Source organism: Streptomyces sp. NPDC051183 (assembly GCF_040682455.1).
Classification (GTDB): domain Bacteria; phylum Actinomycetota; class Actinomycetes; order Streptomycetales; family Streptomycetaceae; genus Streptomyces.
Window position 1 is genome coordinate 80,341 of the sequence record NZ_JBFBBA010000006.1, and the last position, 17,476, is coordinate 97,816.

A 17,476-nucleotide genomic window follows, 5' to 3' on the forward strand; every position below is an offset into this window, starting at 1 on the left:
TCAGGGGCCCGGTGCTACGGCGTACCGCCGAGCCCGGCCATCGCGTTGACCGTGCGCTGCGTCCGGAGCGGATGGTAGAGCGTGTGCATGGGGTGCCGGGTCCCCTGCACCGCGTGCACGACCGCTTCGGCGATGACGGGCGCCTGGGCGAAGCCACCGGTGTTGTGCCCTGCCGAGACGACGAACGCCCCGTTGCTCGCGGCGCCGATGTCGAAGATTCCGAGGTTCGAGGCGGTCCAGGGCCGTACGCAGTGCTTCTGCGTACGGCGCAGCCCGTCCCGGCCGCCGACGCTCTCGTAGGCCTCGGGGAAGAGGATCCGCACCGTATCCGCGACGGCGGCGTGGATGTCCTCCAGCTTCCGCTCGTCGATGTTGTGCGGGTCGCTCCCGGTCCAGCCGTAGCCGGAGCCCACCATGAGCACGTCCTCTCCGAATTCGTCACGGCCCACGGTGACGTTCGCGTCCTCCGCTGTGTGACCGCGCCGCGCCACCTTCAGTGAGTGTTCGAGCCCGGGGACGCTGTTCGGGATCGTGGCCCAGCAGCCGAGGACTCCATGGACCTGCCGCAGGGACGGGATCTGGCGGCGCAACGAGTCGTTGTCGACGCCGGGCGACACCACGTAGTGGTCGTAGACCAGCGGGCCGTCGGCGGTCAGCACGCCGGTCACCGCGGAGCTCTCGTCCCGCATGATCTCCTCGACGCGCAGCCCGAAGCGCATGCGGACGCCGCCGGCCTCCATGGAGTCGAGCAGGCGGGCCATGAAGTCGTGGACGTTGACGGTGAAGCCTTCGACGACGATGCCGCCGGCGAAGGCCTGCGGGGCGGCATGTGCCAGTGCCGGGAACCTCTCACGGATCTCGGCGGGGGTGCAGGAGGCGACGGTGGCGCCCACTGCCTCCTGTCGGTACCGGGCGGCCGCCAGCTGCGCCGGGTCCTGATAGAGGCGCAGGATGTCATGACGCAGTTCCACCTGGTCGAACAGTTGCGGCTGCGTGGACAGCCAGGCCTGCCACAGTTCCCCGCTCCTCCTGTTCAGCCCGAGGATGTCACCGTTGTAGGCCTTTGCCAGCCAGGGCTGGACGCGCTGGAAGTCCTGCACCCACTGCCGGTCCTCCTCGGTGTCGTAGCGGCGGACGTCCCAGCCGAGTTGAGCCGGCGGGCGGTCGAAGACCGTCATGCACTCCAGCTCGTCGGCCGACTTCGCGTGGTAGTCGTCCATTTCGGTGTAGGTGAACATGCGTGCGTTGCCGCCGCCGCGCGACGTGCCGTATTCCTGCCAGGGCCGACCGGTTCGCGGGTCCGGCGCAGCGTCGACGATCGTGACCTCGTAGCCCTCGGTGTGGAGCGCGCGTGCGGTCATCAGGTTCACGACGCCACCGCCGATCACCAGGACCGACTCCCGCCCACGGGCGGGTGCCGAGCCCGGCGACCGCCGCGATAACCGGGGCAGTTCGATGGAGAGTTCGCGGTCCTGCGCGAACCGTTCGGCGACGGCGAGCGCCTCCCATACGTTCGCGTCCTCGTCAGCGCAGTCCTCGGCGCCGGGCTGCCGCGGAACGGTGTACATCGGAATGCTGAACGGAAGGATCGCCGATGTCGGTCGCGCGTGCATGGTCGGAAGACGCCTGAGCGTGCCGTGGGATGCGGAGAGCCGGATCAGGGCGATCGGCTCGTCGGGCATCGCCTCACGCCAGAGGCGCAGGACTTCACGGCCGGCCGGGCGGTCGGTGATGAGCGCATTCGGGCGGAGTTCACCGAGGGCGGCGGCAAGGGTGAGGTCGTCCGCCCCGTGCAGGTCTGAACGGCATTGGACGCCGTCGTCGGCCAGGGACTCGGTCATGGCCGGCGAAACCGGGATTGCGACAGCGAAACGCACTAGTTCTCCACGTACTTATCAAAAGAATTGGCTGTTGCGCCCTGGATCTCCGTCAGAATCGTTTCCGAAAATGTTTCCCTGCGAACAACGAGCCGGGATTCGCCGTCCCTGACGAAGACGACGGGCGGTTTGTCGAACCTGTTGTGCTGGTTGAACATCGAGTGGGTGTACGCTCCGGTGCACTGGACGGCCAGTACCTCACCGGGCGGCAGTTCGGGCAGCATCACACTGTCGATCAGCTTGTCCGTCTCGCAGTGCCGCCCGAAGATCCTCGACTCGTGGAGCCGCGCACCCACCAGTTCGGGATTCGACGCGAGGACGACGTTGTGCACCGACTGGTACATGATCGGGCGCGGATTGTCCGACAAACCGCCGTCGACGGCCACCAGCCGACGTGTTCCGCTCTTCTTCGTCGGACCGACGGTGTACAGCGTCGTCCCGCCCTCGGCAATGATCGACCTGCCCGGCTCGATTCCGAGCACCACGTTCTCGGCGCAGTGGGGGGCCACCTGCCGGGCGAACACGGAGACGACGTCCCGAGCCCATTCCGCGGGCGTGGGCGGGGTCGAGACTCCGTCGTAATTGACCCCCATACCACCCCCGATCGTGATGCTTTCCGGCCTCCATGGAACGGTGGCACCGACCGTCCGGATGAATTCGCCCACGTCGTACAGCGCCTGTCGGTGATACTTCGTCTCCAGCACCTGCGCACCGAGGTGGAAGTGCAGGCCGCGCAGCCGGAGCGCGCCGGACCGGAGGATCTTCGCGATGACGGCGGCCGCGTCGCCGTTCCGTGTCTGCAGCCCGAACTTCGACTCCAGGCTGCCCGTCGTGTACTTGGGATCGGTGTTGATGTCGATCCCGAGATTCAGACGGATGTCCACGGCCTGGACGTGGTCGTGTTCCCGGGCGTAGTGATCGATGACGTCGACTTCGTCGATGCAGTCGACCACCAGGGACCGGACCCGGCTGCGCACCGCCAGCTCGATGTCTTCCCGGGTCTTGTAGTTGCCGTGGAACGTGATCTTCGAAGGTTCCGCGCCGGCCCAGAGCGCGAGGCGCAGCTCGCCGGCCGATACGACGTCGAGACTGAGACCCTCGTCCACCGCGAGCCGGACCATCTCGCCCACCAGGAACGCCTTCGAGGCGTAGGCGACATCGATGAAGGGCCATTCCGAGCCGAACGCTTCGACATAGCTGCGGCATCGGGCACGTACATCCGACTCGTCGATCACGTAGACCGGCGTCCCGTATTCCTTCGCCAGGTCCAGGGCATCGCATCCGCCGATCTCCAGATGCCCGCGACCGTTCACACCCTGCGTACCGTACCGGTGCATTATTTCCTCGCCTGATCGTTCATGCTCGCGACAATCTGTTTGCGTACAGCGGCATTCGTGGCCGCCGAAATCGAAAGGCTGATCACTCCGATGGCAAGCAGCGCCGACGGGACATCGCTGATCAGCGCGAGCATTCCAGCACTGATCGCCGACCCCAGTCCGAACAGCGCGAATTGCGCCGAAAACCCCTGAGTATGCAGCGAGGCCGGGATACTCGCTTCGAGGCTTATCGATCGCTGCGTGTTGAACGGAGTGATGAAGAACCCCGAAATCCCGACCCAGATCGCCATCCATACGGGGCTGTCGGAGAACGCCAGACCGACCACGGACGCGATCACACCGAAGAGCGTGATGAACGACTGGACGGTGATGTGCACCGCGATCCGGCCGGCCGCCTTCCCGTAACAGAGCGTTCCGGCGATTCCCGTGCCGGCCAGCACGCTGACCAGGATGCCGGACCACGACGACGACGCCCCGGCCTGCGACAGCAGGATGGGGAGCGCCGACACGATTCCCGTCACCGCCATGCCGACCGAGATCGAGTCGACCAGGCTGGGGCGCGCCAAGCGGTACGACCACAGGGACCCGGATTCGGATGCGGATGCGGATTCGGCCTTCTCGTGCTGCGGTCGCGCCTCGGCCGGCGCGGCTCCGACCAGCGGACCGAGGAAGAGGGAGACCCCCAGGAACGTGACGGCCATGGCCACGACCTCGACCCACGGGAGCCCGAACAGGCTCAGGCCGGCGATGGCCACGGGGCCGAGGATCCAGCCCACTTCCGTCATGATCGAGTCCCACGAGAGCGCCGTCTTCATCACGCGCGCATCGGCGTACTTGACGAGTACCGAACGCGACAGGCCCGGCAGACCGCCCGGCAGTGCGGCACACAGCGCAGTGGTCGCGGTAATCGCCACCGACGAGAGTCGGAACGTACCGGCAAGCGCCAGGGCCACATGCAGGAGAAATGACGAAACCGTCATGATCATGACCATTTGCCGTGGATTCCTGGCGCGGTCGAGCGCCTTTCCCGAGGCGGTGGCCGTCAGGGCGCCGGTGAGCACGTAGACACTCACCAGGAACGCCCCGTACGCATACCCGCTGACATAGGTTCCCAGGCTGATGAGCGCCAGTGTCGCCATCGGCTCCGTAATGCGCGCGAAGCAGGTGCCGAGCGCCCACCGCCACCACCACGATGTCGTGAACAGTCTTGGCTTCGCATCGAGTTCGGCCACCACGGACGGCGCATCCATCTGAATATCGTCACTTTCGATCGTTTCATCCGACCGGCTCATCACGACAACGCCCGTACGGTTCCCACCAGTTGGCCGATCTCGTGTTCTTGCCGGACTGTTCCGGGAAGCCGAACGGACCATATGCAGGCATGACGAACTCAGGCATCAGGAATTCGCTCGTCCGGAAACCGCCCTGGCCTGAAGCCGACGGGCCCTCTGCCTCCGCTTGCCGCGGGAACCGGTTACGGGGAAAGGGAGGCCCCCGGTAACCCGCCGTACCGGAGCACGCAAGTCCGCAGCCCGGCCTTTGGCTCGAACAGATTGATCTTGCGCACGCCGAAGGCTCCGAGCACCCGCTCGGAGGGGTCTTCGCGCCTCAGGGGCGCCTCAGGAGCGCGAAGGGCCGGGGGTCGGGGACGGGGTGCGGACCACGTCGCCCAGGGTGGGGACCGACTCCGGGCGGGAGCGGACGGCGTCGGTGCACTCCCACGCCCGCGGCGGATCCGCGTCCGGGCCGCCGAGGACCACGGGGCCCGGGCCCGCCGACACCGCGTCGCTGTCCGACAGCGTGCACACGATCTGCGACAGGGCCACCGGCGGCAGGTCCTCGGGCTTGCGGCTGAGCCGCACCGCGCCCGCCGGGTCGCCGGGGCGCGGGGACACGGCCGTGAGCCCTTCGGGGACGCCGGTCGTGAAGCCCGCGTCCCTCTCCTCCGCCGACGGCGACTTCTGCAGCGCCTCCAGCAGGGCCTGCGCCACCAGGCCCACGGGCTCGCGTACGGGCCGCTTCTCCGGCACCGGCACCAGCCGCTCCACCCCCACCAGCTGCGATCCGCAGACCAGCGCGATCGTGGCCCGGAAGCCCTGGACCCCGCTCACCCCGCCCGTCGGCTGCGCCGGGGTGTCGCACGACACGCGCGAGGGCGCCGCGCCCACGTCCACCGGCACGGCGGTGGCGCGGATCCCGCACCCGCACAGCGCGGACACCGAGGCCACCGCGGACACGGCCAGCAGCACCGCGGCCCGTCTACGCGTCTTCACCCGCGATCACCTTCCCCACGTCCACCGGCAGGCGCAGCGTGAACAGCGCACCGCCGCCCGCCGCGTTGGCGGCGCTGATGTCACCGCCGTGGATGTGCGCGTTCTCCATCGCGATGGACAGTCCCAGCCCGCTCCCGTCGGACTTCGGGCGGGACGCGCTGGCCTTGTAGAAGCGGTCGAAGACGTGCGGCAGGACAGCCTCCGGGATGCCGGGGCCGTTGTCCTTGACCGCGATGACCAGCCACTCCCCCTCCACCCGCACGGAGACCCGTACCGGCGATCCGCCGTGCTTGAGCGCGTTGCCGATCAGGTTGGCCAGGATGACGTCGAGCCGCCGCGGGTCGAGCCGCGCCACGATCCCGCGCTCGGCGTCGAGTTCGACGGCGTCGAGCCAGGCCCGGGCGTCGATGCAGGCCGTGACCTGGTCGGCGACGTCCACGTCGTCCAGCACCAGCCGGGCCGTGCCCGCGTCGAAGCGGGTGACCTCCATCAGGTTCTCCACCAGGTCGTTGAGGCGGCGCGTCTCGCTGACGACCAGCGCCACCGCCGGCGCGATCATCGGATCGAGGTCGTCGACCTCCTCCTCCAGCACCTCGGCCACGGCCGTCAACGCCGTCAGCGGCGTGCGCAGTTCGTGGGACATGTCCGCGACGAACCGCCGGCTGGACTCCTCCCGCGCGCTCATGTCGGCGACCTTCTTCTCCAGCGCTTCCGCCGTCTTGTTGAAGGTGTGCGAAAGATCCGCCAGTTCATCGGTGCCCGACACGTCGAGCCGGTGGTCCAGCTCGCCCTCGCCGAGGCGCCGGGCCGCATCGCCCAGGCGCTGTACGGGCTTGAGCACGGTACGGGCAGCGGCCTGCGCCAGCAGCGCGGACCCGAGCAGCGCCAGGCAGGTCGCGATGGTCAGGGACCAGCCGAGGGCGTTGAGGTCGTCCCGCTCCGTGGCCAGCGACTTGTACATGTAGCCGGTCGGCCCGCCGCCGACGATGCGCGTGCCGCCGACCAGGTACGGGTTCCCCTTCGGCTTCGTCCGCTGCCAGTACATGTGGTACTCGGCGTCGTTGGCGGCCGTCGTCTTCTGCCGGTCGTTCACCGCGTGCTGGAGGGACTTCGGTACGTCGCCCAGCCCGAAGGCATCGGGGCCCGCCGCGCCGAAGACCTTGCGGCCGTCCTTGCGCTCCTGCACCAGCAGCACGCTGTACCCGGGGCTGCTGCCCGCCATCAGCTCGGCGGTGCGCTGCATCTCCTCCTGGGTCGGGTCCCCGGGCAGGGCCGCGGCGCGGTTCTGCATCTCCTGCCGGAAGTCGCCGAGGGCGGCGTCCTGGGTCCGGGTCAGCACGGCCTCCCGGTTGAGCCAGTACGCGATGCCGGAGGCGGAGACCGCGGCCGTCAGCGCGACCAGCGCGAACACCACGAGGAGCCGCAGCCGCAGGCTGGTCCAGCGCCGGCCCGCGAACAGGGCTTTGATCACTGCGGGGAGTCCAGCCGGTAGCCGACGCCGCGGACGGTACGGATCAGGGTCGGCGACGAGGGCACTTCCTCCACCTTGGCGCGCAGCCGCTGTACGCAGGCGTCGACGAGGCGGGAGTCCCCGAGGTAGTCGTGCTCCCACACCAGCCGCAGCAGTTGCTGGCGCGAGAGCGCCTGGCCGGGCCGCCGGCTGAGCTCCAGCAGCAGCCGCAGCTCGGTCGGGGTGAGCTGGAGGTCCTCGCCGTTCTTGGTGACCGTCATGGCGGCCCGGTCGATGACCAGGGAGCCGAAGACGGCCGAGTCGCTCGCCTCGCGCTCGCCGCGGCGCAGCACGGCCCGGATGCGGGCGTCGAGCACCCGGCCCTGCACGGGCTTGACGACGTAGTCGTCCGCTCCGGACTCCAGGCCGACGACGACATCGATGTCGTCGCTCCGCGCGGTGAGCAGGATGATCGGCAGCTGGTCGGTGCGGCGGATGCGCCGGCACACCTCGAAACCGTCGATCCCGGGCAGCATGACGTCGAGCACGATCAGGTCCGGCCGCTGCTCGCGCAGCAGTTTCAGGCCGTCCTCACCCGTCGCCGCGGTGGCCACACGGTGGCCCTGGCGTGACAGGGAGAGTTCGAGGGCCGTGCGGATGGCGTCGTCGTCCTCGATCAGCAACAGGAAAGGCACGGGCTCATTCTGTCCCATCGGCCCTCGGGACTTCGACCGTCGTGCGGCTCGGATCGTGCCGGGTCCGCGGCGGGCCCGTGCACCGGGTCGCTGTGACAGGCCTGTGACAGTCGAAGGACACCCCGGTTATGTCGGGCGGGCAGTCTTTTGTCATCGAGACAACGGACCGAAGCAGACTCCACGACGGGGGGCGCGAGATGAACACGCTGCACAGCACCACGACCAGCGCGGTTGTCACGCGGCTGCACGATGTGAACCGCCGGGCAGGTGTCCGTACGGTGACGGTCGCCCGTCCGCGGCCGGCGCACGTGGTGGCCATCGACGCGAACACGTACCAGCAGCCGGCGACGGTTCCCGCGCAGCGCACCTCGCCCTCCGCCGCCTCGGAGGCGGAGTTCACGGCGTACGTCCAGGAACGGCGGGCCGCGCTCTACGCGACGGCCTTCCACCTGACCGGCGACCGCTACGAGGCCGAGGACCTGCTGCAGAGCGCGTTGTTCTCGACGTACCGGGCATGGGACCGGATCAGCGACAAGGCGGCCGTGGGCGGTTACCTGCGGCGCACGATGACGAACCTGCACATCAGTGCGTGGCGTCGGCGGAAGCTGAACGAGTACCCGACGGAGGAACTGCCGGAGACGGCCTCGGACACGGACGCGATGCGCGGCACCGAACTGCGCGCGGTGCTGTGGCAGGCGCTGTCCCGCATTCCGGAGCCGCAGCGCACGATGCTGGTGCTGCGGTACTACGAGGGCCGCACGGACCCGGAGATCGCGGAGATCCTGGACATCAGCGTCGGCACCGTGAAGTCGAGCATCTGGCGGACGCTGCGGCGGCTGCGGGACGACGAGGCGCTGAGCTTCGGCCGTGACGAGGCGGAGTCCTTCGAGGAGCTCGTCGCGTAAGCGGCGCACACAGACCATGGGGCCAGGGGGCCCGTCCTACGGGGGTGGGACGGGGGCCGCGGGGGGAAGAGGCGGGATCAGGCGGCCGGGGGTCCGCTCGGTCCCGCCTTTTCGCGTGCGCGGGCTGCGGCCCGGGCCGCGGGCGGTGCCGGCGGTTACGCGGGGGCTGCCGTGCGGTGGCGGCCGGCCGCGGCGGCGGCCAGGCGGCCGAGGGCCTCATCGCGGCCGCAGGCGTGGGCTCCGAGGGCGACGTGGCGGGCCACGATGCCGCGCTCGGCGCGCATCAGCCGCCAGCCCCGGCGCAGCAGGAACAGGACCGACTTGCGGCCCTCGCGCAGATCCCGCGCGAGGCGCCGGCGGAAGGTGGTCGAGGGGCGGCCGCGCAGGCAGATCGCGTCGGCCAGCAGCCCGAGCTCCTGGCAGCGCGCCGCGATGTCCGCCGCGAAGATGCCCTCGGCGATGAACAGCGGGGTCCGGGAGATGTCCAGCGCCTCGGCGCCCGTACGGGAGCTGCTGGCGATGTCGTACACGGGGACTTCGGTACGGCCCGCCGCGCACAGCTCCGCGACGGCGGCGACCGCGGCGTCGGCGTCCCACGACAGCGGGGAGTCCCAGTCGATGTCGGAGCTGCCCGCGACCAGCGGCAGGGTCGGGTCGCCCGCCTCCTTGTAGAAGTCGTCCAGGCGCAGCACGGGAAGGCCGGACCGCGCCGCCAGGGAGGACTTGCCGGACCCCGAGGGGCCGGTCAGCAGGGCGACACGCGTAGGCAAGGGAGAGGAACTGCTCACGGGACACCAGTGTGAGGCATGACCCGGCGTATCAACACACCGCCGACACCGCCTGCGAGAACCCTCACACCGCCCCCGCGCACCGCCGGTTGGAATCCGGCGACCCGCCGCCGCTACGCTGTGTGCGCACGCGACTACGACCACAGGCGGGAACCCATGGCACGTCACGCAGCTCCCACCCCACCGAAGCGGCTCCGCAGCGCCGGGCTGACCCTCTCCATGGCCGGCGCGGCCCTGGCGATGGCGGCCGGCGGCGCCCAGGCGGGCGAGCTCTCGGTCCCGGCGGCCCTGGCCGGGGTCGCCGACCCGATCTCCAACCTCAAGGTCAATCCGCTGGCCAACACCGGCGTGGACCCGCTGAACAACGGCATCGCCACCAAGATCGCGGACTTCCCCTCGGTCGGCACCGGCATGGTCACCGGCAGCCTGACCAGGGGTTCCTCGATCGGCGAGCTGCCCACCGCCGCCGTGTCCTCGCTGCTCGCACCGATCACGCCCAAGAAGTAGCTGCGGGTACGAGAAGGCCCCGGCAGTGCGGGGGACACTGCCGGGGCCGGTTCTCGGAAGGGGGCCGGTCCTAGTAGGACGAGCCGCCCGCGCCCAGCGAACCCGTGGGGTGCCAGACGGTCTTGGTCTCCAGGAACGCCGTCATGCGCGAGGTGCCCGGGTCCGCGTTCCAGTCGTCCACAGGCTGTGGACGCAGCACGCGCTTGAGGTTGTCCGCGGCCGCGATCTCCAGCTCCTTGGCCAGCGCGGAGTCCGCGCCCGCCAGGTCGATCGCGTTGACGTCCTGGTGGGACGCCAGGTGCGGGCCCATCTCGGCGGCCTTGCCGGACAGGATGTTGACCACGCCGCCCGGCAGGTCGGAGGTGGCGAGCACCTCGCCCAGGGACAGGGCGGGCAGCGGGGACTTCTCGCTGGCGATGACCACGGCCGTGTTGCCCGTCGCGATGACCGGGGCGATCACCGAGACCAGGCCCAGGAAGGAGGACCCCTGGGGCGCGACCACGGTCACGACGCCCGTCGGCTCGGGGGTGGAGAGGTTGAAGAACGGGCCCGCGACCGGGTTGGCGCCGCCCGTGATCTGGCCGATCTTGTCGGTCCAGCCCGCGTACCAGACCCAGCGGTCGATGGCCGCGTCGACGACGGCGCCTGCCTTCGCCTTGGACAGGCCCTCGGCCTCGCCGACCTCGCGGACGAACTGCTCGCGGCGGCCCTCCAGCATCTCGGCGATGCGGTAGAGGATCTGCCCGCGGTTGTACGCGGTCGCGCCCGACCAGCCGCCGAAGGCCTTGCGGGCCGCGACGACCGCGTCACGCGCGTCCTTGCGGGAGGACAGCGGCGCATTGGCCAGCCAGTTGCCCTTGGAGTCCGTCACCTCGTACACCCGGCCGCTCTCGGAGCGGGGGAACTTGCCCCCGACGTACAGCTTGTAGGTCTTGAAGACGTTCAGGCGGGTCGCAGAAGACTCAGACATCGAGGTAGCCCTCCAGGCCGTGGCGACCGCCCTCGCGGCCGAAGCCCGACTCCTTGTAGCCGCCGAAGGGCGAGGTCGGGTCGAACTTGTTGAACGTGTTGGCCCACACCACACCCGCGCGGAGCTTGTTCGCGACCGCGAGGATGCGCGAGCCCTTCTCCGTCCAGATGCCGGCGGACAGGCCGTACTGGCTGTTGTTGGCCTTGGCGACGGCCTCGTCGGGCGTGCGGAAGGTCAGTACGGACAGCACCGGGCCGAAGATCTCGTCGCGGGCGACGGTGTGCGCCTGGGTGACGTTCGTGAAGAGCGTCGGGGCGAACCAGTAGCCGGCGGACGGCAGCTCGCACGCCGGGGACCAGCGCTCGGCGCCCTCGGCCTCGCCGGTCTCCGCGAGCGCGGTGATCCGGGCGAGCTGCTCGGCGGAGTTGATCGCGCCGATGTCGGTGTTCTTGTCCAGCGGGTCGCCCAGGCGCAGCGTGGAGAGGCGGCGCTTGAGCGAGTCGAGGAGCTCGTCGTGGATCGACTCCTGGACCAGCAGGCGCGAGCCCGCGCAGCAGACCTGGCCCTGGTTGAAGAAGATGCCGGTGACGATTCCCTCGACGGCCTGGTCGATGGGGGCGTCGTCGAAGACGATGTTGGCGCCCTTGCCGCCCAGCTCCAGGGTGACCTTCTTGTCGGTGCCGGCGACGTGGCGGGCGATCTTCTTGCCCACGGCGGTCGAGCCGGTGAAGGCGACCTTGTTGACGTCCGGGTGCTCGACGAGGGCCGCGCCCGCGTCCCCGTAGCCCGTGAGGATGTTGACGACACCCTTGGGCAGACCCGCCTGGCGGCAGATGTCCGCGAAGAACAGGGCGGAGAGCGGGGTGGTCTCGGCGGGCTTCAGCACGACCGTGTTGCCGGTGGCGAGCGCCGGGGCGATCTTCCACGCGAGCATCAGGAGCGGGAAGTTCCACGGGATGACCTGGCCGGCCACGCCGAGCGGGCGCGGGTTCGGGCCGTAGCCGGCGTGGTCGAGCTTGTCGGCCCAGCCCGCGTAGTAGAAGAAGTGCGCGGCGACCAGCGGGAGGTCCGCGTCGCGGGTCTCCTTGATCGGCTTGCCGTTGTCCAGGGTCTCCAGGACGGCCAGCTCGCGGCTGCGCTCCTGGATGATCCGGGCGATGCGGTAGAGGTACTTGGCGCGCTCGGAGCCGGGCAGCGCGGACCACTTCTCGAAGGCCTTGCGGGCGGCCTTCACGGCGCGGTCGACGTCGGCGGCGCCGGCCTGCGCGACCTCGGCCAGCACTTCCTCGCTGCTCGGCGAGACGGTCTTGAAGACCTTGCCGTCGGCGGCGTCGGTGAACTCGCCGTCGATGAAGAGCCCGTAGGAGGGGGCGATGTCGACGACCGAGCGGGACTCGGGAGCCGGTGCGTACTCGAAGAGGGATGCCATGGTGATCAGTCCACCGTCACGTAGTCGGGACCGGAGTAACGGCCGGTGCTCAGCTTCTGCCGCTGCATCAGCAGGTCGTTGAGCAGGCTGGAGGCGCCGAAGCGGAACCAGTGGTTGCTCAGCCAGTCCTCGCCCGCGGTCTCGTTGACCAGGACCAGGAACTTGATGGCGTCCTTGGTGGTGCGGATGCCGCCGGCCGGCTTCACGCCGATCTGGATTCCAGTCTGCTCCTTGAAGTCGCGGACGGCTTCGAGCATGAGCAGGGTGTTGGCGGGGGTGGCGTTCACTCCCACCTTGCCGGTGGAGGTCTTGATGAAGTCGGCGCCCGCGAGCATGCCGATCCAGGAGGCCCGGCGGATGTTGTCGTACGTGGACAGCTCGCCGGTCTCGAAGATGACCTTGAGGCGGGCGGCGGTGCCGTCGGGGCGGACGCACGCCTCCTTGACGGCCTTGATCAGCTCGTACGTGTCCAGGTAGCGGCCGGCGAGGAAGGCGCCACGGTCGATGACCATGTCGATCTCGTCGGCGCCGGCGGCCACGGCGTCGGCCGTGTCCGCGAGCTTGACGGGGAGGGCGGCGCGGCCGGCGGGGAACGCCGTCGCGACGGAGGCCACCTTCACGTCGGCGCCGTTCAGGGCGGCCTTGGCGGTGGCCACCATGTCGGGGTACACGCAGACGGCGGCCGTCATGGGCGTGGTGCGGTCGGTCGGATCGGGATTGACGGCCTTGGCGGAGAGCGCCCGGACCTTGCCCGGGGTGTCCGCGCCTTCCAGCGTCGTCAGGTCGATCATCGAGATGGCCAGGTCGATGGCGTACGCCTTGGCCGTCGTCTTGATCGAGCGGGTGCCGAGGGAGGCCGCGCGGGCCTCCAGGCCGACAGCGTCGACGCCGGGCAGCCCGTGCAGGAAGCGGCGCAGCGCACTGTCGGACGTCGTCACGTCAGCGAATGCGGTGAGGGTGGTGGGCATGGTCACCACATGAGCATATCTACGCGCGTAGCTGCCTGTCACCCCCCACCCCGCACATATGGGCGTGACGGCCGTCATGTGAGGCGCGGGGGCGTACGGCACAATCGGGCCATGACTACGCCCTCCCCCGACGAGCCGGTCTACGACGACCGGGTCTACCGCTCCCCCATGGCCGTCGTCACCGGGGTGCTGCTGCTCGCGCTCATCGCGTGGCTGTGCGGGGACGCCGTCGTGCGCGGCTCCGGCAACACGCCGTGGGTCGCGCTCGCCATCGCGCTGTGCGCGGTTCCGCTGACCGTGGCCTTCACGATCCGGCCGGCGGTGTTCGCCAATGACGACCGGCTGCGCGTACGGAACCCGTTCCGGGTCATCGAGCTGCCCTGGGCCGCCGTCGACACCGTACGAGCCGGGTACTCGGCCGAGGTGCTGGCCGAGGGGTCGAAGTACCAGCTCTGGTCCGTCCCCGTCTCGCTGCGGGAGCGCAAGAAGGCGAACCGGCAGCAGTTCAGCCGGCGCCGCGGGCTCCTGGGCAAGGGCATGGCGGAGCCCGCCCCGCAGGGCGGCGAGGCGCAGGCCGAGCCGCGCAGGGCGGGCGCCGACCGGGTCGTCGACGAGCTGCGGGAACTCCACGAGCGCGGCGCCACGCGGGCCGGGGCCCAGGGCGACGTCCGGGTCCGTTGGTCGTACGAGATCATCGCCCCCGCGCTCGTCGGCGCGCTGCTCACGATTGTGCTGCTCGCCACCGGCTGACCGGCGAACACGGCGGAACCGCGGGTACCGCACGCTGCGTCTTCGCAGGTGTGCAGCGTCAAGAGGCCGGCCACAGCGCCGTCATCACCCTCCGGCACCGGACCCTCTCCGGGGTCCTGCTGGCCGCCCACCTCCTCCTCGTCGGCTGGCTGACCCTGCGGCCACTGGACGTCCCGTGGACCCCGGCCGCCAATCTGACCCCGCTGGAGGGGATAAGGGCCGCCATCGCCGCCGGGCCGCTGGAGGCCGCCCGGCGCTTCGGCGAGGGGCTGGCGCTGCTCGCCCCGCTCGGGGTGCTGCTCCCGTTGATCAGCGGGCGGATCGAGCTGTCGCCGCTGGCCGCCTGGTCCTCGCTGGCCCGGACCGCCGCCGCGGGCGCGCTGGTCTCGGTGGGCATCGGAATGCTCCAGACCGCGGTGCCGGGCCGGGTCGTCGACATCGACTCGCTGCTGTTGAACACCGCGGGCGTCGTGCTGGCCCACGTGGCCGTCGTACCGGCGCTGCGCGCCCGGAAGCGGCGCTCGCAGGCGCTGTCCCGGCGGGCCGGATCGGAATCGGGGCCGGGATCTCAGGGGGCGACCCCGAGAATTCCCAGGGTCGGGCTCGGCCCCTGGACCGACGTTCTGTCGGCGGTTCAGCGGGAGTATTGAGGCATCGCAAAGGAAAGCGATACCTACGAAGGAGTAACCATGAGCGCCCTTGTTCGCCCCCGCGACGGACGATGGATCGGCGGAGTCTGCGCCGGACTGGCGCGGCGTTTCAAAATGCCGACCGCCGTGATGCGCGCCATCTTCATACTCTCGTGCATCCTGCCCGGCCCGCAGTTCCTGATCTACATAGCGCTGTGGGTACTGCTGCCGAACGAGAAGTCGTCCGTCTCCACCGACTGGTAATGCGCGGGCACGCCCCTAGGGGCCGGCCTTGCGGACCTTTTCGAGCTGCTTGTCCGCGACCTCGTGCGGGACCTGTGCCTTCTGCTGCGCGGCCGTCACGTTGAGGGCCATCAGCCTCACGACGGTGTCCCCCTGGCGTACGACGACCAGGTGCACCGGTGCCGCGACGCCTCCGGCGGCCGCGGTCGTGGTCCAGCTGACGCTCTCGTCGCCGCCCGTCCTGTAGTCGGCCGCCTGCACGTCGCGGTAGCTGCCGGTCTGGTCCTCCACGGTCGCGGAGAAGCCCGTACCGCAGGCCGCGACCGCGCTCCTCAGCCGGGAGATCAGCGTCTTGGCGTCGGATTCGGCGTAGGAGCTGACGGAGGCGGAGACGGCGAGTCCGACCTGCTTCTGGGAGCCGATGCCGCGGTTGACGGTCTCGCGCGCGGCCGGGTCCGGCTTGTCGCCCATGATGTCGGCCAGCGGCTGGCAGGCCTTCCGGTCGGCCTGCGGCTGACCGTCCGGGGCGTTGGGGTTCTTGCCCTGGGCGGAGATCGTGTAGCCGGGCAGGTCGCCCTGTTCGAGCGCGGACCGCTCCAGCCTGCTGCCGCCCGCCTTGGGCGCCGCGGTGCCACCGGGGCCGCCCGAGCCGCCCGGACCGGTCGATGCGCCGTCCGGGGAGCCGGACGCGGCCGCGGAGCCCTTGGGGTCCGGCGCGTTGCCGGCCGCTGGGGTGTCCGTACTGCCGCAGCCCACGGCTGCGAGGAGCAGCGCGGGGAGCAGGGTGGCGGCGGCCGTCCGGACCGTGACTCGTGGCTTCATGCGCATGACCGATGACCTCAATACCCCGTGCGTCGGCGGGCAGTTGCTGGTGATCGTGGCACACGGCACGGCGCTGCGCACACCCGATCGAAAGGGTGTGCGCGGCCGTTGCGCGCGTACGAATTCCGTACGGATCGCGTACGGATCCCGAGCGGTGCGGCGTGGGTCAGGCGCCGAGGTTGCTGGTGGGCAGGCCCCCGAGCAGACCGGTCACCGCGCCGAGCGCCTGGCCCGGGTCGCTGGACTCCTGGCCCTCGGCCGGCTTCACCTGCTGCTGGCTGGTGAGGCCCTGGACCGCGGTGGTGGCGGTGCCCAGCGCGTCGGTGAGGCCGACGGCGGGGACGGCGGCCGAGGCGGAACCGGCGGCGACGGCGGCGAAGGCGGCACCGAGAGCGGCGACACCGAGGGTCTTGGCAGCTGACTGCTTCATGAAAACGTGTCCTTGCGACGGGGAATTGAGCGGCTCCGCAAACTAGTCACTTCAAACCCCCGGCCGCAAACATCCTTAAATATGAGAAGGCGCCCGGGAATTGCCTCTCCCGGGCGCCTTCAGTACGTCATGCTCTGGCCTATGCCGAGACAGAACCGCTGGTGGAAGCGGTCTGCTGGAACAGCCACTCCGACTTCAGCTCCGCGTAGCCGGGCTTGATGACCTCGTTGATCATGGCCAGTCGTTCATCGAAAGGAATGAACGCGGACTTCATCGCATTGACGGTGAACCACTGCATGTCGTCGAGCGAGTAGCCGAAGGCCTCTACCAGGTGCTCGAACTCGCGGCTCATGCTGGTGCCGCTCATGAGCCGGTTGTCGGTGTTGACGGTGAGCCTGAAGTGCAGCTTCCGCAGCAGGCCGATCGGGTGCTCGGCGTACGAGGCGGCCGCGGCCGTCTGGAGGTTCGACGTCGGGCACATCTCCAGGGGGATGCGCTTGTCCCGGACGTACGAGGCCAGGCGGCCCAGCGTCACGGAGCCGTCCTCGGCGACCTCGATGTCGTCGATGATCTTCACGCCGTGGCCCAGGCGGTCGGCGCCGCACCACTGCAGGGCCTGCCAGATCGACGGCAGGCCGAAGGCCTCGCCCGCGTGGATCGTGAAGTGGTTGTTCTCGCGCTTGAGGTACTCGAACGCGTCGAGGTGGCGGGTGGGAGGGAACCCGGCCTCGGCGCCGGCGATGTCGAAGCCGACCACGCCGTTGTCGCGGTAGCGGTTCGCCAGCTCGGCGATCTCCAGCGCGCGGGCCGCGTGGCGCATGGCGGTCAGCAGGGCGCCGACGCGGATGCGGTGGCCGTTGGCCTTCGCGCGGCGCTCGCCCTCGCGGAAGCCGGCGTTGACCGCCTCGACGACCTCTTCGAGGGTCAGGCCGGCTTCCAGGTGCTGCTCGGGGGCGTACCGGATCTCGGCGTACACGACGCCGTCCTCGGCCAGGTCCTCGGCGCACTCGGCGGCGACCCGGAAGAGGGCCGCCTTCGTCTGCATGACGGCGCAGGTGTGCGCGAACGTCTCCAGGTAGCGCGGCAGGGAGCCGGAGTCGGCGGCTTCGCGGAACCAGATGCCGAGCTTGTCGGCGTCGCTCTCCGGGAGGCTCTCGTAGCCGACCTCGCGGGCCAGCTCGATGATCGTCCCGGGGCGCAGGCCACCGTCGAGGTGGTCGTGCAGGAGCACCTTCGGGGAGCGGCGGATCTGATCCGGGGTGGGCAGGTTGGGGGTCTCGCTCGTCATCTGGGCACTCTAGCTCCTACGCGCGTAGAGCTACGCTTCGACGGCCGGTCGATGCAGAACATTGACTTCTCGCCCGGTGACCTTGACCGGACTGTGGTGTGGACACCCGCCGGTC

Annotated in this window: 18 protein-coding genes; 5 read left to right on the plus strand and 13 right to left on the minus strand. The window is 70.1% G+C overall.

All coding sequences use genetic code 11. The annotated features are described in order from the left end of the window. Positions 1–14: 14 nt before the first annotated feature. The 6 genes from AB0M99_RS07185 to afsQ1 form a co-directional block, all read right to left on the minus strand. Positions 15–1,841, minus strand: coding sequence for an FAD-dependent oxidoreductase (locus AB0M99_RS07185; protein WP_365917656.1), 1,827 nt, complete (start codon positions 1,839–1,841; stop codon positions 15–17). A gap of 35 nt (positions 1,842–1,876) precedes the next feature. Further along, a complete protein-coding gene (gene lysA, locus AB0M99_RS07190; RefSeq protein ID WP_365917657.1) occupies positions 1,877–3,190 on the minus strand; it encodes a diaminopimelate decarboxylase in 1,314 nt (437 codons plus the stop codon). Positions 3,191–3,213: 23 nt separating this feature from the next. Further along, complete coding sequence (locus tag AB0M99_RS07195) at positions 3,214–4,506, minus strand: MFS transporter (protein ID WP_365917658.1); 1,293 nt, start codon at positions 4,504–4,506, stop codon at positions 3,214–3,216. 327 nt (positions 4,507–4,833) lie between these two features. Next, positions 4,834–5,487 (minus strand): GerMN domain-containing protein, encoded by a 654-nt coding sequence (locus AB0M99_RS07200; protein ID WP_365917659.1) that lies wholly within the window; start codon positions 5,485–5,487, stop codon positions 4,834–4,836. Continuing rightward, a complete protein-coding gene (locus tag AB0M99_RS07205) occupies positions 5,474–6,958 on the minus strand; it encodes an ATP-binding protein (protein WP_365917660.1) in 1,485 nt (494 codons plus the stop codon). The genes AB0M99_RS07200 and AB0M99_RS07205 overlap by 14 nt, the downstream gene beginning before the upstream one ends. Beyond that, positions 6,955–7,632, minus strand: a complete 678-nt coding sequence (gene afsQ1, locus AB0M99_RS07210; protein ID WP_180291024.1) for a two-component system response regulator AfsQ1 — start codon at positions 7,630–7,632, stop codon at positions 6,955–6,957. Before afsQ1 ends, AB0M99_RS07205 begins: the two co-directional genes overlap by 4 nt. Before the next feature lie 197 nt (positions 7,633–7,829). Between afsQ1 and AB0M99_RS07215 the strand changes: the two genes are divergently transcribed. Then, positions 7,830–8,537: a SigE family RNA polymerase sigma factor gene (locus AB0M99_RS07215; protein WP_365917661.1), complete on the plus strand. Its 708-nt coding sequence runs from the start codon at positions 7,830–7,832 to the stop codon at positions 8,535–8,537. A 155-nt stretch (positions 8,538–8,692) separates the two neighbouring features. On the opposite strand, the gene AB0M99_RS07220 is transcribed toward AB0M99_RS07215, so the two are convergent. Beyond that, positions 8,693–9,307, minus strand: a complete 615-nt coding sequence (locus AB0M99_RS07220) for an ATP-binding protein (protein ID WP_365917662.1) — start codon at positions 9,305–9,307, stop codon at positions 8,693–8,695. Between the two features lie 174 nt (positions 9,308–9,481). Between AB0M99_RS07220 and AB0M99_RS07225 the strand changes: the two genes are divergently transcribed. Further along, positions 9,482–9,832, plus strand: coding sequence for a hypothetical protein (locus AB0M99_RS07225; RefSeq protein ID WP_365917663.1), 351 nt, complete (start codon positions 9,482–9,484; stop codon positions 9,830–9,832). A gap of 70 nt (positions 9,833–9,902) precedes the next feature. Here the strand turns inward: AB0M99_RS07225 and AB0M99_RS07230 are convergent, their stop codons facing one another. From AB0M99_RS07230 to deoC, 3 genes are read right to left on the minus strand one after another with little or no spacing between them, the layout of a single operon-like run. After that, entirely contained in the window at positions 9,903–10,802 is a 900-nt protein-coding gene (locus AB0M99_RS07230) for an aldehyde dehydrogenase family protein (RefSeq protein WP_365917664.1), read from the minus strand. After that, the gene (locus AB0M99_RS07235; RefSeq protein ID WP_365917665.1) at positions 10,795–12,231 is read right to left on the minus strand and encodes an aldehyde dehydrogenase family protein; all 1,437 of its coding nucleotides are present in this window, start codon (positions 12,229–12,231) and stop codon (positions 10,795–10,797) included. Before AB0M99_RS07235 ends, AB0M99_RS07230 begins: the two co-directional genes overlap by 8 nt. A gap of 5 nt (positions 12,232–12,236) precedes the next feature. Then, a complete protein-coding gene (deoC, locus tag AB0M99_RS07240) occupies positions 12,237–13,199 on the minus strand; it encodes a deoxyribose-phosphate aldolase (protein WP_365917783.1) in 963 nt (320 codons plus the stop codon). Between the two features lie 111 nt (positions 13,200–13,310). Here deoC and AB0M99_RS07245 point away from each other — a divergent pair, with 111 nt between their 5' ends. The 3 genes from AB0M99_RS07245 to AB0M99_RS07255 are packed head-to-tail and all read left to right on the plus strand — an operon-like array spanning position 13,311 to position 14,842. Further along, positions 13,311–13,949 carry a PH domain-containing protein gene (locus AB0M99_RS07245; protein ID WP_365917666.1) on the plus strand — a complete coding sequence of 213 codons (639 nt, stop codon included), beginning with the start codon at positions 13,311–13,313 and terminating at the stop codon, positions 13,947–13,949. Positions 13,950–13,999: 50 nt separating this feature from the next. Next, positions 14,000–14,599 carry a VanZ family protein gene (locus AB0M99_RS07250; protein WP_365917667.1) on the plus strand — a complete coding sequence of 200 codons (600 nt, stop codon included), beginning with the start codon at positions 14,000–14,002 and terminating at the stop codon, positions 14,597–14,599. A gap of 39 nt (positions 14,600–14,638) precedes the next feature. Then, positions 14,639–14,842: a PspC domain-containing protein gene (locus tag AB0M99_RS07255; protein ID WP_365917669.1), complete on the plus strand. Its 204-nt coding sequence runs from the start codon at positions 14,639–14,641 to the stop codon at positions 14,840–14,842. Positions 14,843–14,857: 15 nt separating this feature from the next. On the opposite strand, the gene AB0M99_RS07260 is transcribed toward AB0M99_RS07255, so the two are convergent. From AB0M99_RS07260 to AB0M99_RS07270, 3 genes are all read right to left on the minus strand, one after another. Next, positions 14,858–15,643 (minus strand): hypothetical protein, encoded by a 786-nt coding sequence (locus AB0M99_RS07260; protein ID WP_365917670.1) that lies wholly within the window; start codon positions 15,641–15,643, stop codon positions 14,858–14,860. Positions 15,644–15,809: 166 nt separating this feature from the next. After that, positions 15,810–16,073, minus strand: a complete 264-nt coding sequence (locus AB0M99_RS07265; RefSeq protein WP_365917671.1) for a hypothetical protein — start codon at positions 16,071–16,073, stop codon at positions 15,810–15,812. A gap of 139 nt (positions 16,074–16,212) precedes the next feature. Beyond that, on the minus strand, positions 16,213–17,361 hold the full coding sequence (locus AB0M99_RS07270) for an adenosine deaminase (RefSeq protein ID WP_365917672.1): 1,149 nt from the start codon (positions 17,359–17,361) through the stop codon (positions 16,213–16,215). Positions 17,362–17,476 lie beyond the last annotated feature (115 nt).

Excerpts from the sequence above, each read along its gene's own strand:
- AB0M99_RS07185 (WP_365917656.1), bottom strand. The coding sequence starts at position 1,841 with ATGACCGAGTCCCTGGCCGACGACGGCGTCCAATGCCGTTCAGACCTG.
- AB0M99_RS07195 (WP_365917658.1), bottom strand. The coding sequence starts at position 4,506 with ATGAGCCGGTCGGATGAAACGATCGAAAGTGACGATATTCAGATGGAT.
- AB0M99_RS07215 (WP_365917661.1), top strand. The coding sequence starts at position 7,830 with ATGAACACGCTGCACAGCACCACGACCAGCGCGGTTGTCACGCGGCTG.
- AB0M99_RS07225 (WP_365917663.1), top strand. The coding sequence starts at position 9,482 with ATGGCACGTCACGCAGCTCCCACCCCACCGAAGCGGCTCCGCAGCGCC.
- AB0M99_RS07230 (WP_365917664.1), bottom strand. The coding sequence starts at position 10,802 with ATGTCTGAGTCTTCTGCGACCCGCCTGAACGTCTTCAAGACCTACAAG.
- AB0M99_RS07235 (WP_365917665.1), bottom strand. The coding sequence starts at position 12,231 with ATGGCATCCCTCTTCGAGTACGCACCGGCTCCCGAGTCCCGCTCGGTC.
- deoC (WP_365917783.1), bottom strand. The coding sequence starts at position 13,199 with ATGCCCACCACCCTCACCGCATTCGCTGACGTGACGACGTCCGACAGT.
- AB0M99_RS07245 (WP_365917666.1), top strand. The coding sequence starts at position 13,311 with ATGACTACGCCCTCCCCCGACGAGCCGGTCTACGACGACCGGGTCTAC.
- AB0M99_RS07255 (WP_365917669.1), top strand. The coding sequence starts at position 14,639 with ATGAGCGCCCTTGTTCGCCCCCGCGACGGACGATGGATCGGCGGAGTC.
- AB0M99_RS07260 (WP_365917670.1), bottom strand. The coding sequence starts at position 15,643 with ATGAAGCCACGAGTCACGGTCCGGACGGCCGCCGCCACCCTGCTCCCC.
- AB0M99_RS07265 (WP_365917671.1), bottom strand. The coding sequence starts at position 16,073 with ATGAAGCAGTCAGCTGCCAAGACCCTCGGTGTCGCCGCTCTCGGTGCC.
- AB0M99_RS07270 (WP_365917672.1), bottom strand. The coding sequence starts at position 17,361 with ATGACGAGCGAGACCCCCAACCTGCCCACCCCGGATCAGATCCGCCGC.